General features: G+C 33.2%; 14 protein-coding genes. 3 read left to right on the top strand and 11 right to left on the bottom strand.

Annotated features, from left to right (window positions below; genetic code table 11):
• Window positions 1-12: 12 nt before the first annotated feature.
• A complete protein-coding gene (fumC, locus tag HRU50_RS03530) occupies window positions 13-1,410 on the bottom strand; it encodes a class II fumarate hydratase (RefSeq protein WP_296348236.1) in 1,398 nt (465 codons plus the stop codon).
• A gap of 205 nt (window positions 1,411-1,615) precedes the next feature.
• Here fumC and HRU50_RS03525 point away from each other — a divergent pair, with 205 nt between their 5' ends.
• Together HRU50_RS03525 and HRU50_RS03520 are read left to right on the top strand one after the other, a co-directional pair.
• Complete coding sequence (locus HRU50_RS03525; protein WP_296348235.1) at window positions 1,616-2,881, top strand: DUF4198 domain-containing protein; 1,266 nt, start codon at window positions 1,616-1,618, stop codon at window positions 2,879-2,881.
• Complete coding sequence (locus tag HRU50_RS03520; protein WP_296348233.1) at window positions 2,881-3,564, top strand: HupE/UreJ family protein; 684 nt, start codon at window positions 2,881-2,883, stop codon at window positions 3,562-3,564. Before HRU50_RS03525 ends, HRU50_RS03520 begins: the two co-directional genes overlap by 1 nt.
• Window positions 3,565-3,581: 17 nt before the next feature.
• On the opposite strand, the gene HRU50_RS03515 is transcribed toward HRU50_RS03520, so the two are convergent.
• Window positions 3,582-4,244 (bottom strand): ABC transporter ATP-binding protein, encoded by a 663-nt coding sequence (locus HRU50_RS03515; RefSeq protein ID WP_296348231.1) that lies wholly within the window; start codon window positions 4,242-4,244, stop codon window positions 3,582-3,584.
• 67 nt (window positions 4,245-4,311) lie between these two features.
• Window positions 4,312-6,852, bottom strand: a complete 2,541-nt coding sequence (locus HRU50_RS03510) for a DUF5916 domain-containing protein (RefSeq protein ID WP_296348229.1) — start codon at window positions 6,850-6,852, stop codon at window positions 4,312-4,314.
• Between the two features lie 237 nt (window positions 6,853-7,089).
• Between HRU50_RS03510 and HRU50_RS03505 the strand changes: the two genes are divergently transcribed.
• On the top strand, window positions 7,090-7,362 hold the full coding sequence (locus tag HRU50_RS03505; protein WP_296348227.1) for a hypothetical protein: 273 nt from the start codon (window positions 7,090-7,092) through the stop codon (window positions 7,360-7,362).
• 48 nt (window positions 7,363-7,410) lie between these two features.
• Here the strand turns inward: HRU50_RS03505 and HRU50_RS03500 are convergent, their stop codons facing one another.
• The 8 genes from HRU50_RS03500 to HRU50_RS03465 form a co-directional block, all read right to left on the bottom strand.
• The gene (locus tag HRU50_RS03500) at window positions 7,411-7,998 is read right to left on the bottom strand and encodes a type 1 periplasmic binding fold superfamily protein (protein WP_296348225.1); all 588 of its coding nucleotides are present in this window, start codon (window positions 7,996-7,998) and stop codon (window positions 7,411-7,413) included.
• A 31-nt stretch (window positions 7,999-8,029) separates the two neighbouring features.
• Window positions 8,030-10,438 carry a TonB-dependent receptor gene (locus HRU50_RS03495; RefSeq protein ID WP_296348223.1) on the bottom strand — a complete coding sequence of 803 codons (2,409 nt, stop codon included), beginning with the start codon at window positions 10,436-10,438 and terminating at the stop codon, window positions 8,030-8,032.
• A gap of 465 nt (window positions 10,439-10,903) precedes the next feature.
• Window positions 10,904-11,392, bottom strand: a complete 489-nt coding sequence (locus HRU50_RS03490; RefSeq protein ID WP_296348221.1) for a DUF6787 family protein — start codon at window positions 11,390-11,392, stop codon at window positions 10,904-10,906.
• A gap of 28 nt (window positions 11,393-11,420) precedes the next feature.
• Window positions 11,421-11,861 (bottom strand): DUF6146 family protein, encoded by a 441-nt coding sequence (locus HRU50_RS03485; RefSeq protein ID WP_296348219.1) that lies wholly within the window; start codon window positions 11,859-11,861, stop codon window positions 11,421-11,423.
• 183 nt (window positions 11,862-12,044) lie between these two features.
• Window positions 12,045-12,680 carry a DUF937 domain-containing protein gene (locus HRU50_RS03480; protein ID WP_296348217.1) on the bottom strand — a complete coding sequence of 212 codons (636 nt, stop codon included), beginning with the start codon at window positions 12,678-12,680 and terminating at the stop codon, window positions 12,045-12,047.
• Window positions 12,681-12,776: 96 nt separating this feature from the next.
• Window positions 12,777-13,727: a D-2-hydroxyacid dehydrogenase gene (locus tag HRU50_RS03475; protein WP_296348215.1), complete on the bottom strand. Its 951-nt coding sequence runs from the start codon at window positions 13,725-13,727 to the stop codon at window positions 12,777-12,779.
• Window positions 13,728-13,797: 70 nt separating this feature from the next.
• Window positions 13,798-14,859: a 3-phosphoserine/phosphohydroxythreonine transaminase gene (gene serC / locus HRU50_RS03470; protein WP_296348213.1), complete on the bottom strand. Its 1,062-nt coding sequence runs from the start codon at window positions 14,857-14,859 to the stop codon at window positions 13,798-13,800.
• A 114-nt stretch (window positions 14,860-14,973) separates the two neighbouring features.
• The gene (locus HRU50_RS03465) at window positions 14,974-16,032 is read right to left on the bottom strand and encodes an acyl-CoA reductase (protein WP_296348211.1); all 1,059 of its coding nucleotides are present in this window, start codon (window positions 16,030-16,032) and stop codon (window positions 14,974-14,976) included.
• Window positions 16,033-16,092 lie beyond the last annotated feature (60 nt).

Genomic DNA, 16,092 nt, shown 5'->3' with positions numbered 1-16,092 from the left:
TAAGTATTGAGTCTATTTCAAGCTGCCAACCATGTCTTCTGGTTTTACCCATTCGTCATAGTCTTCGGCTGAAACATAACCTAAATTGATAGCTTCTTCTTTTAAAGTTGTACCATTTTTATGTGCTGTATTAGCTATTTCAGCAGCTTTGTAGTAACCAATCTTTGTGTTTAATGCAGTAACAAGCATTAGTGAATTGTTCAATAATTCTTTAATAGTTGCATGATTTGGCTCAATGCCACTAGCACAATTCACATCAAAACTCACGCATGCATCACCTATAAGTTGAGCAGATTGTAATAGGTTAGCTGCCATCATTGGCTTAAATACATTAAGCTCGTAATGCCCTTGAGTTCCTCCAACAGTAACGGCGACGTCATTACCCATAACTTGAGCACATACCATTGTCATCGCCTCACATTGTGTAGGGTTAACTTTTCCTGGCATAATAGAACTTCCAGGTTCGTTAGCAGGAATAATGATTTCCCCAATACCTGAACGTGGTCCAGAAGCCATCATTCTTATATCATTGGCAATTTTATTAAGCGAAACAGCTATTTGCTTTAATGCGCCGTGGGTTTCTACAATAGCGTCATGTGCCGCTAATGCTTCAAATTTATTCTCAGCAGTAATAAATGGTAAACCTGTAAAGTCGGCGATATATTTTGCTACTAATACATCATAACCTTGAGGAGTATTAAGTCCTGTACCAACAGCTGTTCCACCCAGTGCTAATTGACTAAGGTGTTCAAGCGTATTATTAAGTGCCTTTAACCCATGATTTAACTGTGACACATACCCAGAAAATTCTTGTCCTAAGGTTAATGGAGTAGCATCCATAAGGTGTGTACGACCAATTTTCACAACATCTTTAAAAGCTTCTGCTTTTTGTTGCAAAGTATCGCGCAACTGAGTTACACCAGGAATTGTAGTTTCGACAACTTTTTTATAGGCTGCAATGTGCATACCTGTTGGAAATGTATCATTAGAGGATTGAGATTTATTCACATCATCGTTAGGTGCAATAGTCTTTTCACCTTCACCAATAGCTTTTCCAGCAAGTTGATGTGCTCTGTTTGCAATAACTTCATTAACATTCATATTACTCTGTGTACCAGAACCAGTTTGCCAAATTACTAGTGGAAATTGATCATCATGTTGACCATCTAGAATTTCGTCACATACTTGTGCAATTAAGTCGCGTTTAGCTGTGTCTAGCACACCTAATTCGCAGTTAGTATATGCAGCAGCTTTTTTGAGATAAGCAAAACCATAAACTACCTCCAATGGCATTGATGCAGGTGCACCAATTTTAAAATTATTTCTAGAACGTTCAGTTTGTGCACCCCAAAGTTTATCTGAAGGCACACGAACTTCTCCCATAGTATCTTTTTCAATTCTGTATGACATGTCGTAATTGTTTTTAAGAGCTACAAAATTAAAGATTTCGAAGGTTTATAAACTGAGATTTGTCATTTTTATTTCAAAATATTTAAGAAAAAACTAAGAGCCTTTTAATTGATTTCTGAAAGCAAAATCACTATTTTCGTTTAAGCATATTTTATATGTTATTTTAGAGTTTAAAGACATATGAATAAATAAACTATCACTAACTATGAGTTATATTAAATCATTGATTATTAAGAATGTAAGAGCTTTTTTTCTTCTTGTAGCTTTCGGCTTTTTGTGTAGCCATAATCTTTATATAAAATTTGACACCTATTTTTTATTTCCAAATGATGAGGCGACCTTTAGTCTTTTTAACGGCACATTTGAAAATAGCGAAAACATTATTACTAGAGATCGTATTATTGATGCTACTATTGTGGGTAACAATGAAAAATCTGCTATTGATACAAATCTATGGAAAGATAAAGATAGTACAGTGACCTACGTTGAATTTAAAACTGGTGATGCAGGAACGTACGTAGCTGGTGTGTCTACCAAGCCAAGAAATATTGAATTAACAGCAGAAAAGTTTAATGACTATCTAAAGCATGATGGTGTAGTTGACATGCTTAAATTTCGAGAAGACAACAATCTACTAGCTAAGGATGCTGTTGAGAGTTATCAAAAACACGTAAAGGCGATATATCAAGTCGGAGATGTTAAATCAAATGATTGGCAAACAGAGTTTGGATACCCTATTGAGTTTATTCCTCTTGAAAATCCGTATGAAAAATATACACATGAGTCTTTAGAAGTTAAATTATTACTAGACGGTAAACCATTACCAAATCAGTTGGTTTATGCCGATTATTTGAAGACCAATTACTTTGAGGATGAACATAATCACGATCATTCACATGATAATGATGAGCACGAACACGCTAATCATGAAGGTCATAATCACGAAGGACACAATCATAATCACGATGAACATGACCATTCAGACCATGACCATGACCACGACCATGAAGGACACGACCATGAAGGTCATAATCATGATAACGATGCTCATCATCATGAAGGTGACGACCATAATCATGACCACTCACATTCAAAAGGTCAACAATTACGCACCAATGACCAAGGTGTTGTAAAAGTAGATTTGCCAGAAGATGGTATTTATTATTTACGAACCATTCATATGACTAATGTTACGGATAATGCTCAATTAACTCATGAATCTAAATGGGCAACATTAACCTTTGAAGTCATTCATAACATTGACGAGCACGGACATGATCATAATCATCACGATCACAATCATGGAGAGCATCATCATGCCCATGACGGACACGACCATGACCACGAAGGACATGATCATGACCATCATCACGACCATGAGCATGAAGATGGATTACCATTATGGGTTTTCGTTTTGGGAAGCATCGCCATTATTGGAGTTTTATTCTTAGTATTTAGAAGAAAGAACTAATGAAAACACTGAGTTCTAAAGGAGTAATCACTTTTTTGTTTGTATGTGTACCTTTTTTAAGCTTTGCACATGATGTGACGAGTGCAGACCAAGAGATTTTACGAAATGGTGGTTTATGGGCATACATTAGAGTAGGTGCCACGCACATGTTAACTGGTTATGATCATTTATTGTTCTTAGCTGGTGTCATATTTTATCTTAAAGGGTTTAAGGATATTCTAAAATTTATCACTGTTTTTACAATAGGGCATTGTATTACATTGATTGGTGCCACTTATACTGGTGTAACAGCTAACGAATATTTGGTGGATGCAGTTATTGCCTTAAGTGTATTTTATAAGGGTTTTGAGAATTTAGGTGGTTTTGAAAAGCTAAATATAAAGTCACCTAATTTACTGCTGATGGTTGGACTTTTTGGTTTAATTCATGGGTTTGGTTTATCAACAAGATTACAGTCTTTTGATATTGGATCTGATCAGTTTTTAGCTAAAATTTTATGTTTTAACCTAGGTGTAGAAGTAGGGCAAATATTAGCTTTAATACCAATTGTTTTTATAATTACAATGTCTAGAAAACAAAAGCAATTTGAGGCGTTCTATAAAGCAGTGAATTGGTATATCGTTTTGGCTGGTGTGTGTTTATTTATATATCAGATGTATGGTTATTTTAATGGGTATCATTAAAATAATAGGAGACAATACTATATGACAATTTTCCCATCAACCATAGTCAATTTTCTATCGGCCATGTCGGCCAATTCTTGGTTGTGGGTGACTACGACAAAAGTTTGCCTAAACTCATCTCTAAGTTTAAAAAAGAGCTGGTGAAGTTGTTCAGCAGATTCACTATCTAAATTCCCAGAAGGTTCATCTGCAAAAATAATTTTTGGCTGGTTAATCAAAGCTCTAGCAACGGCAACACGTTGTTGCTCACCACCAGACATACTATTGGGTTTATGATGTATGCGCTCTTTTAATCCTAAATAGTCCAATAACTCAATTGCACGCTTTTCAGCGTTTTTTTTATTGGTATTATTAATGAACGCAGGAATACAAACATTCTCTAAGGCTGTAAACTCAGGTAATAACTGATGAAACTGAAAAATAAAACCAATATGTTGGTTTCTAAATTTCGCTAAAGATTTATCGTTTAGTGATTTGATGGATTTCTCATTGATTATAAGTTCTGTATCAGAAGTATAATCAGGTTTATCTAATGTTCCTAAAATTTGAAGCAAGGTGGTTTTACCAGCACCAGAAGCGCCAACTATGGAAATTATTTCACTCTCTGAAATTGTAATATCAACAGCTTTTAAAACGTGTAAATCATTATAAGACTTGTGAATATTTTTAGCAGTAATCATGTAAGGGCGAAAATACTATTTTCTTAGCACTCCTACGAGAATAGGATTAATTTTTACAGTTCTCTATTTAGGGAAATCCGAATCCGAAACCAGATTGCGGATTAAATTCACCACGGTTATCAATATTTTTAGCCTGAACATTATTTGGTACTTTTTGCTTTCTTTTAAAAATACCTTTTAGGCCATTATAATCAATAAAATATTGAACACGTAAAGAGAACGTATTTTGCATTGGTTGATTAAAAAGTGAGCTTAAACTCTGTGAAAAATCTTCTTGTGACTGATTATTGGAATTGAATAATTGGTTACGGTATAAGAAAGTTAAAAAACTACCTTGTACAAACTGCCAAGAATAACTCAAATCAATATTCCATGTACTGAAATTCATATTTGGGTCATTGCTCACATTATCAACAGTATAACCGGAATCTGTAGTAACTCTACCGTTGTCTAATAATGTAAATAATTCATCATCGTAATCAACCGTATCCCAATAATGCCTGAAAGTAAGTCCAACAGTGTGAAAAGGATTAAACGTGTAATTACCAGTGATACTATTCGTGATTACTTGTCTGTTTCGTTCTCCCAGTATAGGTTGGTCGTCTTCAAACGTTGCATAACCTCGTTGCCCGTTAGACATTCTCATGTTAAAATCATAAACCATTAAGAGCTTATCATTAGGTCTTAATCTAGGGCTTATTCCAAAGTTATATCCAAATAGATCTCGACCTTTTTCAAAAATTTTAAACATGTTTAAATTAAGATCTAAAGCAAATACTTTGTTGTAGTTTGAAGAATAAAAACCACCCCAACTTAATATGTTTTCGAAGATAAACGGTCTACCATCTCTTGATTCAAAATAGTCAAACTGTTTTCCGGGACTAAAATTTAATCTAAAACCGTAGTCGTTTAACTTTTTTGTTTGCGCATTATAATTGGCTCCAAAATTTGTACGTGCAAAAACATTAGGGTTAGCTAGTCTTCTGTAGTTTACCCATGCACTAAAGCTATATCGGTTGAGATTTCCTTTAGGTTCAAAAATTTGATACCATACATCAGCACCAAAATCGTTTTGATTGTTTCTGAAATTCAGCCCTAAATCATTAATATCCCATTTAGTATCTGCAAATCTATGATCAAAGCTATATCGCCAATTTCCATGCGTTTTACCAATGTAGAAAAAAGAACTAAAACCAGTTTCACTATCTGCATTCTGATAGTTATTATTACTCATCCTGGCCTCAACATCTACTCTATAAGTATTTCGTTTATTTTGAATATTAGCGACTAGTGCAGTAGCATTACCATCTCTAAATTCACCTTCACGTGTTACATTTGTATTGATAAGACTAATAGAAGAGTTACCATTAAATTGCTGGTCTACAACTAAAATATTATAATTAGCAAACGGTTCAACAACCTCAAGTCTAGTTTCACCGGTATCAGAGTTAGTAATAGTAGCTGATGTTTTCTCTGTGATAGCATTGAAGATTCCAACACCAAGACCTTTTTTAGTTCTTCCAGATACTTTAACGGCATTTAGTACTTTAACTTCATTTGGAATATCTGCACTTTCGTTATCGGCCAAGCCAAGTCTACCAGTTGGAGCGCTACCTACACGTCTAGAAAAGAATAGTCCACCTTTAGAAAATAGGTCTACACCTTCGGTGAAAAATTGCCTCTGTTCAGGAAAAGTCTGTTCAAAAGGTCCAAGATTTAGCACTAAGTTATCAAAACCAGCTTGACTAAAATCTGGAACCAAAGTTGCATCTAAAGTAAAATTATCTGTAATACCATATTTTACATCCATCCCAAATGTTAAATCCGTTTCTGTATTACCATCATAACTATTTACAATACCCGTAGAAAAAGGGTAGAGGTTAAGCCTCACAGGTGGCTTAAGGTCTCTTAAACCTTTTAACTCACCGTGATACAATCCTATATTTCCTTGTGTTGGATCTAAAGGATTCCAAGTATATTGAGATTGATCCCTTCTCATGTGTCTATGAAACTGAACTCCCCATGTTGGTTCTGCTTGGTCAGGAAAACGTAAGGTTCTATACGGTATTTCCATTTCAACAATCCAGCCGTCATCAACAATTTGTACAGCACTTATCCAAACAGCATTCCAACTAAAATCTTCACCAATAGTAGGGTTTGCAATTGCATCTGCTTGTTGACCAGAGCTAAAGACGAAAAATAAGGTGTCATTTTGCGCGTCGTTATTTGGGTTAAGTACTAACGCAAAAAAGTCGCTCTGACCAAAATCGTCTCTATTAGTCAGCTGGTTTAACATTAAAGAAGGATCGTCATGTAAATATGCAGCTACATAAATGGCTTTATCATCATAAGCCATTTTCACTTCTGTGCGTTGCTCAAATGGTAGTGAGTTACCGATATCTGGTTGAAACTGCACGAAATTAGTAGCTATTTCAGCAGTGTCCCAAATAGCATCGTCTAAGACACCATCAATCTTTGGTGAATTTTGTGCTCTTGAGATATTTAAAACCTTCTTATTTGTTAATCCTTGAGAATTATCATTATCCTGGGCAAAGGAAAAGCCCAGAAAACAAAGCAATAGAAAACTTAAAACAGAACGTAAGTTCATGTGTAATTTTGATTGATGATATTATTCTGTAATGTTTAAGATGTAAAATTTAAACCTATCGCAAAACTACATTTTGATGGCTTATTGCCGTCATAATTAAACGTTAAAAAGAGTAGAGGTATTTAGTTTTAATTTACCGACTTTTTGACAATTTTCTAATTTGGAACACTTATTGTTAAAGTATCTAGTAGAAATACAATGAAATACTGATATTTCTTTGAAATACTAAAATAACAAATGAAAAAATCTCAAAAATTACTATTAGGCTTATTGTTTGATGCTTTAGGTTATGTCTCCATAATATTTCCGCCATTTGACTTTATTTGGGCGCCATTATCAGCTTATTTGATGACTAAACTCTATAAAGGCAAAAAAGGTAAAATTGCAGCGGTAATTTCTTTTGTGGAAGAAGCGTTGCCATTTTTAGATGTGGTACCGACATTTACATTAATGTGGTTAAATAGTTATTTACCAAGTACTGAGAATAAAAGTTCTATGATTAAAGCATAAAAAAAGCTGAAGTTTATCTTCAGCTTTTTTATTGTAATACGACTTTATCTATTGTACTTGTACACTAAATGTTACAGTAATATCGATAGATCCAGGACCTTCGTCTGTACCAATTAAAGCATCATCTACTGTACCATCATTAGGTTTTTTACCTTCATGGACTACGGTTACAGTTAATAATCCCGTACCAGCAGCTCCTGTAGTTACAGTAGTATTGAAACCTAAAGGATTAGAGTCTTCATCTACATCTGTAGTTGTTACATTTAAACCAGTTATATTGGTGATGTAGAATACCTCATGTTCATCTGCTTGTTCGGCAGCAATTTCTGCTCCGATATTATCTATTTCTCCATCTTCTTCTTCATGTAATAATTCTAATGCACCTGTGTAAGTAGTATTGGCAGATAAAGCGCCAGAAACTTCAAAAGTTCCATCAGCACCACCTTCACCATCTAAATCTGTAAATGTAAGCGTTACAACATCGTTTCCGTTAGTAAGCGTATACCTTAAGATGTTTATCTCTTCATGGTCATGGTCGTGATCTCCATCATGGTCATCGTCGTCGTCACTAGAACAGCCTACAAAAGCTAAACTAGATATAAATAGTATTGCTAATAATTTTAGTGTTGATTTCATTGTTTGGTTTTTAAAATTTGACATAATTTATTTAATAATTGAATTTAAGTTTAAGGTTAACGTTTCTTCCTAGATCGTCCGCGAAATAGCGAAATCTATTTAGGTAATTTCTATAGGATGTATTAAAAACATTTTCCACATTAAAGCTTACATTAAGATGACTTCGATCCGAAATCTTGAATCTTACTGAACTATTAAAATGGAAAAGTGTAAATGCATCTGTTGGTGTACTTATATCTACATAGACATCTTCTAGTAGTATGGGATCAAATGTTGTAAAGTTATAATCAGGAAATCTATTTTGTCTTAGTTCAGTATATTGTGTTAGACTTAATGATAACTGATTTAGATTTTCATTTTTATATGATATTGAATTAGAGAAATTAGCAGATGGCATATGAATTAATGGCAAATCCTCAGTAAGGTTATCACCTCTCAATACACTTAGACTACCGCTATAGTCAAAATGTTGACTCAACTTTTTATTAACATCTATATCTATACCAAATATATGAGCATTAACTTGGTCATAGTTCCATTTTACAAATGATCCTCTAATAGATTCTGATACTTCACCAGACGGAATTAATTGAATAAAATCATTAATGTATTTGTAATATGGACTTACTGTAAAACCGAAGTTTTGATTGTTTCGTTCTAGTGAAAGAATGAATTTATTGGCCACCTCTTTATTTAAAGTGAGATTACCAGTCTCAATTCTGGCTGCGCTGTGATGTAAACCATCACTAAAAAGTTCAGCAACATTAGGCATTCTTGAAGCTAAACCATAGTTAAAAATGAATTGAATATCATTTTCAAAATATCGTGTTATTCCAAGACTGGAAGAAATATTATGAAAATCGAACTCAGGAAAAGTGAGTATTTCAAAATCTTCAACCATACCAGAGCTAAATTGAGGAAACAACTCATCATAATTGTTTTCTTCCCAATCCGCTAATTTGTATTCTTTTTCAGCTTCTATTCTAGAAAAGTCATATCTAAAGCCTGCACTTATCTCTGTGTTTAGATTAAGACTGTAATTACCTGTGAAATATATACCTGCATCATACTTATCATAGTCAGGTATTAGAGGTATGCTAATATTGGTAACTTCAAAACCAGCTGCATCATTCTGTTGATATCTTACCAACAAGCCTGTATTTACAACTAAATCGTCAAATGCATCAATCCTTAAGTTTGGTTGTAAAGAGGTTGTAAATAATCTAAAATCAGCTGCAGGATCATCTCTAAAGTTTTGTCTGCGTCTATCAAACTCTCTTCTTCGATTAATTTGAAAATCGTATTGAAGAGATAGCTTACCAATGCCTTGAAAGCGCTTGTAGGCTTCAACTTTTCCTAGATGATGCGTAATTAATTGTTTAGGATTATTAATATCATAAGAAAAATCACCAACAAAAATAGGTTGACTGGTATTAATAGCTCTCACTAAATTATTTACGTTACCTAAGTGTGCTGTACTTAAAATACCAATAGTATTATTTACATAACTGTAATATGCATCAAATCCTTTTTCAAAAGATTTGTATCCAAACCTAGCAGAAGCATTAATACTTTCGATATCAGAATTCGTGAGATCATAATCAGCAGCATTAAAGTCTCCAAAACGTTTGTAGTTTGCTTGCAAACGACTGTAGAAGCCACTTTTATAGGTTTTTGTTAGTTCAGAATTAATAATACCGCCTAAACCATTAGAATTTAATGATAGCGAGGTACTTCCGAATAGACTATCTCTTAAGGCATAGTTTTCTGGTTTAATTAAAATTAATCCACCAATGGCATCACTACCATAAATTAGTGTATTAGCTCCTTTTATCACTTCAATTTGTCCACCTGAATTGATATCAATTGAAGGTGCATGTTCATCTCCCCATTCCTGATCGAATTGCCTAACATTATTATTTATTATCAATAATCTACTGCTATGTAATCCGTGTATCATAGGTTTAACAATTGAATTTCCTGTATTTAAAGAAGACACACCACTGATGGTATTTAAAGCGTCACCTAGAGATTTATCCGTATATACTTCAATAACTTCTTTAGAAATAGACTGCTCAACACTAGTTACCTTTGTTTTAGATTTACCTGATACATTTACTTCATCAAGTTCTTCTAAGTGATGTTCTAGGGTGATGGTTACACTCGTCTTTCCTTTTACCTTAACGGTTTTTGTTATCGTTTTACAACCTATATGAGATACTTCAATGGTATATGTTCCTTCACATAAATCTTCGAAATTGAATATTCCATTTTTATCTGATATAGTGATCTTATCAGTGTTCTTTAGTTTAATTGTGGCATCCTCTAAAGGCGTATTAGCATGAAAATCTATTACACTACCTCGTAATCTATGGTTACAATTTTGAGAATACCCTAAATATGAACAGAATACTGATAAGACTAGTAAGATATATTTCATTATACTTTTAATATCTTATTACTGATCTAATTCTTGATTGATTGGTTCTTAAGTTAAGTAAGGTGGCGCTTTATTCTTATTATGACTGAAAATATTTTTGTCATAAAAGAACTTAGAGTAAGATGATACTGCAAGTAATTCATCGCAATCAGTTGTTGTTTCGGGCTGAAAGGATGAATTGAAATCTAAGTGATAGTTTAAATGATTTAAACATTGGGTAATAACGCAAAGTTGGCACGATTCCTTTTCAGTATTATCGTCGCTATTATTATGTGAATGGTTATGACACACTTCTATTGACGTGTGATTGTGGAACAAAACATGCAGGTTAACAAAGTTACTAGAGAGTAAGATTGTTAAAAAGAATAAAGATAATATTCTGAGAAAAGTGTTTTTCATGCAACTAAGTTGCAAAAATAGGACTTATTAATGTTGCGTCAAAGTGGCTTCTTCATTTATTTATTATTAGTCTTTAAAGAATCCAAAACGTCTGAGCATTTTCTTTTCAAATTCCCAAAAAAATTTATGTTGTCCAAAAAGCCAACCAAAGAAAACTAAGAGTATCTGATAGAAAACAAGGCCAATGAAAATAAATAAGACCCAGTAAATAAAAGGGTTTAGGTTATCTTTAGTGATGCCCATCAATTTTATTAATGGTCTCCCAACAAACATGGAAGAAGAACCCGTAATTGCAAAAACCATAAACACACGAATCATTTCCCATCTATAATCTAGGATCCACTTATTTTCAAGTTTTTTAAATAAGAATAACGTAAATTTCAACAGGGCAAAATACAAGACAATACTTACAGGAATCACAGCGTATAAACCATAATCACAAAGTAATGCATTCGCAATCTTAAAAGCTGAATAACCTAATATTAAAATACCTAGCAGTGGAAAAATGAGTTGCCAATTCTGTTGTATTTCCCAATGCTTTTTAAATTTTTCCATAGCACTTTAAAAAGTGCACAAATTTACATTAAATTCTAGGAATAAAAGTTGTCAATTGTTGTTTGTATTTTAACTGAAAATATAAAAAGTAGTTGTAGAGTAAATAATTAACTTCATAGCCGTAATCTGTGCGCGTATCATAATCAATTCTTAATTGGTATAGATTGGGATCGTAAACCGTTGGTTGCAGGTTTCTTTGATTCCAAGCTTGAACTAAAAGTGCATTTCTAGTTTCTAACCAATTTTGAGAATGAAAACCGCGAGGCCTAGCACTACCAAGTAACCATCCATTAAATCCAGGTTCAATTATAATAACTTCATAGTCAGTTTCATCACTACTAATACTTATGGTGTCATTCTCAACCAAATCAGCAGTAAGACTATTGTCTATAATTTGATCAGAGTTATAGGATTTACAACTAAAAACTAAAGCCAGAACTAAAAAAAATAAAAAAAGTAGTTTTTTCATGATTTGAAATAATTGAATTTAAAAATGCTTTTATCTACACTACAAATCAATAACAAAATTAAGTCTTTTTAAATAATGATTGTGTGTGGTGCTATTCTAATTGAGTAAATGTCTATTATGAATGAGGAAATAAAAAAAGCAGCTCATATTATGAGCTGCTTTTTCTATATAGTATATGTATAATTATTTTCCAAAAAGACCACCTAATAAACCGCCTAGACCACCTTTTTTCTTGTCACCACCTAATACCATTCCGGCCACATCATCAATTACGCTTCCATCACCATCAGCATCTAATATTTTTTCGAAGAAGCTTTGTTCATTTCGTGCTTGATTGCCACCAAGTAATCCGCCTAAAAGACCCGTTAAATCTCCTTGAGAACTCACATTATTTTGTCTAGATTGTTTTCCTAAAATTCCCATTAAAATAGGTGCTGCTACTTTAAGAATTTCACCTACTGAATTAGAGTCTATTCCAGCTTTTTGACCAATAACTTGTTGTACTCCTTGCTGTTTACCACCTAAGATATGACCTAGAATTTTAGATCCATCAACTTTTACATTTTCATTTACACCGCCACCAAAAAGATCACCGAGATTGTCAAGAATACTTCCATCATGTTTCCCACTTAACGCACCCATTAATCCATCTGCACCTTCTGGTGTAGCCGCATTACGTTCCATAGCTTTCATTAATACTGGTAAAGCCATTGTTAGTACACTTGAAGTTTTATTTTCGTTTGTTCCTGTTGATCCTGAAACACCGTTTATAATTGTTTTTCCTAAATCACTGTTTAATAAGTCTAATATTCCTGACATTGTGTTATGTTTTTAAGTTATATTATAGAGAGAATGAAAGGTACAAAAAAAGCCCTAACATATGTAGGACTCATTTATTATGTTTAAGTCACATATTTATCCTAAAATGTTGATAATTTGATCTGCGAGCTCTACACCAATTCTGTCTTGTGCCTCATTGGTGGCCGCACCTGTATGTGGTGTAAGAGACAAAGAGGCATTCATTAATAATTGAATTTCTGGTTGTGGTTCTTTTTCAAAAACATCTAATGCTGCACCAGCAACTTTTCTGCTTTCAATCGCCTTTACTAGCGCAAATTCATTAACAACACCACCTCGCGCTGCATTAGCGATAAAAACTCCATCTTTCATCATGTTTAGTTCAGCTTCATCTATGACATACTCTTTTTGAGCAGGTACATGAAGTGAAATAAAATCTGCTTGCTTTAAAACGTCTTCCTTAGAGATGGTTTCTATTTCAAAATTAAGTCTTTGACCATCAAAAAAGTCTAATTCTAAGTTAGCTTTTTCCATAAAAGGGTCAAAAGCAACAACCTTCATACCAGCACCAATACCAATTTTTGCCGTAGCTTGACCAATTCTACCAAAACCAATAACACCTAGTGTTTTACCTTTTAATTCTATTCCTTTAGCATAAGCTTTCTTAAGTGCCTTAAAATTGGTATCTCCTTCTAAAGGCATATCGCGATTAGAGTTATGTAAGAATCTTGCTAATCCATAAAAGTGACCAAATACCAATTCTGCAACAGAATGCGAAGATGCTGCAGGCGTGTTAATAACGTGTAACCCTTTTTCTCTTGCATAATCAACATCAATGTTATCCATACCAACACCTCCGCGACCTATAATTTTTAGGTTAGGACAGTTGTCTATGATATCTTTTCTCACTTTAGTTGCGCTTCTTACTAAAAGCACAGAGATATCATTTTCATTGATATAATTTTGTAATTGCTCTTGCGCAACAGTTGTTGTTAAAACTTCATAACCAGCTGCTTCTAAAGCATTGATGCCGCTTTGCGAAACTCCGTCATTTGCTAATACTTTCATTGTTAAGTTAAAAGTTTAAAGTTAAAAGTTCATTGAACTCTATAACCTAAATTAATGGTTTGTTTATTTATTATGCTTTACGTTCTAATTCGCTCATAACTTCAACCAACGCCTTAACGCTATCTAAGCTAAGTGCATTGTACATTGAAGCTCTGTAACCACCAACACTTCTGTGGCCATTAAGACCATTAATACCAGCTTCTTTCCACATAGCATCGAATGTTTCTTTGAGGTTCTCATTTTCTAAGGTGAAAGTAGCATTCATATTAGATCGGTCCTCTTTAACGGCATATCCTTTGAAAAGTGGGTTTAAATCAATTTCTGAATAGATTAAACTTGCTTTTTTCTCATTTTCCTTTTCAATAGCCTCAATTCCGCCGAGGTCTTTTAACCATTGAAGTGTAAGCATTGATACATATACAGGAAAAACAGGTGGTGTATTAAACATACTACTTTTATTAATATGGATTTTATAATCCATCATAGATGGTATCTTACGAGATACTTTTCCTAAGATATCTTCTTTTACAACGACAAGTGTTGTTCCTGCAGGACCCATATTTTTCTGAGCACCGGCATAGATTAAATCAAATTGTGTAAAATCTAATGTTCTAGAGAAAATATCACTACTCATATCACATACCATAGGGATATTAGTAGAAGGGAAACTTTTCATCTGAGTCCCATAAATAGTATTGTTAGAAGTACAGTGGAAATAGTCATATTCTTCAGAAATTTCATAACCTTTAGGTATGTAATTAAAACCACCACTTTCTGAAGAAGCAACCTCATAGATATCGTCATAGATTTTAGCTTCTTTAATGGCTTTTGTGCTCCAAGTTCCTGTGTTTAAATATCCAGCTCTTTTTTCCAAAAGATTAAGTGCTACCATCAAAAATTGAGTACTAGCACCACCTTGTAAAAACAATGCTTTATATCCTTTGCCTTCTAAACCTAAAAGTTCTAGTGCTAGAGATCTTGCTCTTTCCATAATATCTACAAATGGCTTACTGCGGTGAGAAATCTCAATCAACGAAAGTCCTTCGTCATAGTTAAGAACAGCTTCAGAAGCTTTTAACATTACTGATTTTGGTAAAATACAAGGTCCTGCACTAAAGTTATGTTTTTTCATTAAGCTTTATTTTTATTTCCAACAATTTGGGAATCTATTTTGTTTAAAATTTAAAGAGATACAAAGGTGGTGATTAATTGCTTATTTCACATTAATAAATTGATAATTTTTAATTCAAATTTTTAACAAGAATTCAACAGTGTCAACTCCATCTGCATAGTTCCAAAGTTCCGGGTTTTGAGTTTGTCCAAATTCTATTTCGTTTTCAGCAAATCCTTTACTCACAATACATTGAATCTTTTCTTTGTCTTCTTCAAGTTGATTTTTAAGTGCATCAACGCTGTCATATTTGTCATAAAATATTGTGGCTATTGGCGAACCGTAATTTTGGTCTTCTTTTACCATTAAGAAACCATTTTCTAGCATGTCAAATTCACTCATTAAATAAACTGCCTTATTATAATCGTAATTATTTGCATATTTGGCTTCATGAATGATTGGGTGCCACTTGTAAATGGCTTTAAAAAAGTCATCAAAATTGTAATCATTAGGGATAAATAGTTTTGATACATTTCTACATCCCAAACCATAATATCTAAAAATGTCGTCAGATAATAATTCGAGTTGTTCAACAGTTTCGTTACCTCTTAAAATAGCAACTGAGTTTCTGTTTTTTCTAATGATAGATGGTTTATTTTTAAAGTAATATTCAAAGTAACGCGCTGTATTATCACTACCAGTAGCTATAACTCCATCAAAATTTTCAAGCTTTTCTTCAGTAAAAGTGATTTTACCTTTAAATTGGGGTTCTACAACTTCTAAATATTTAGCTAAAAAGGGTAGGAGATGCTTGTCATTAGAGGATTGCTTTACAACAACATTATGACCTGTAATAAGAACAGACAGGAAATCATGAAATCCAACTAAGGGAATATTACCAGCCATTATGATTGCTATGTTCTTTGATGGTTTGGTATTAAAAGTATACTTACTTATCCATAAATTTAAATTGTCTATGGTCAATGCATTTGACCATGATTCTAAACTATATTGAATGTTTTCTTGGGTAAACCAACCGTTATTTTCTTTAGCTATTTTTATTTGATGTTTAAAACCATCAAAGAATATATCATTTGCTTCGATATCAGCCTTTTTAACAATTCCTTTCGTTGTAAATTGACCAAAAAACTGACCTAATTTTGCGAAAGCGTTAATTCTATGTTGTAAATCCATATACTGTTTGGTAAAATGCTGTTTAGGCTTTATTTTTGCAACTGCAAAATTACGGAAAAA

This window comes from Winogradskyella sp. (assembly GCF_013213835.1).
Taxonomy (GTDB): Bacteria; Bacteroidota; Bacteroidia; order Flavobacteriales; family Flavobacteriaceae; genus Winogradskyella.
This window is presented reverse-complemented; position numbering and strand designations above follow the sequence as displayed.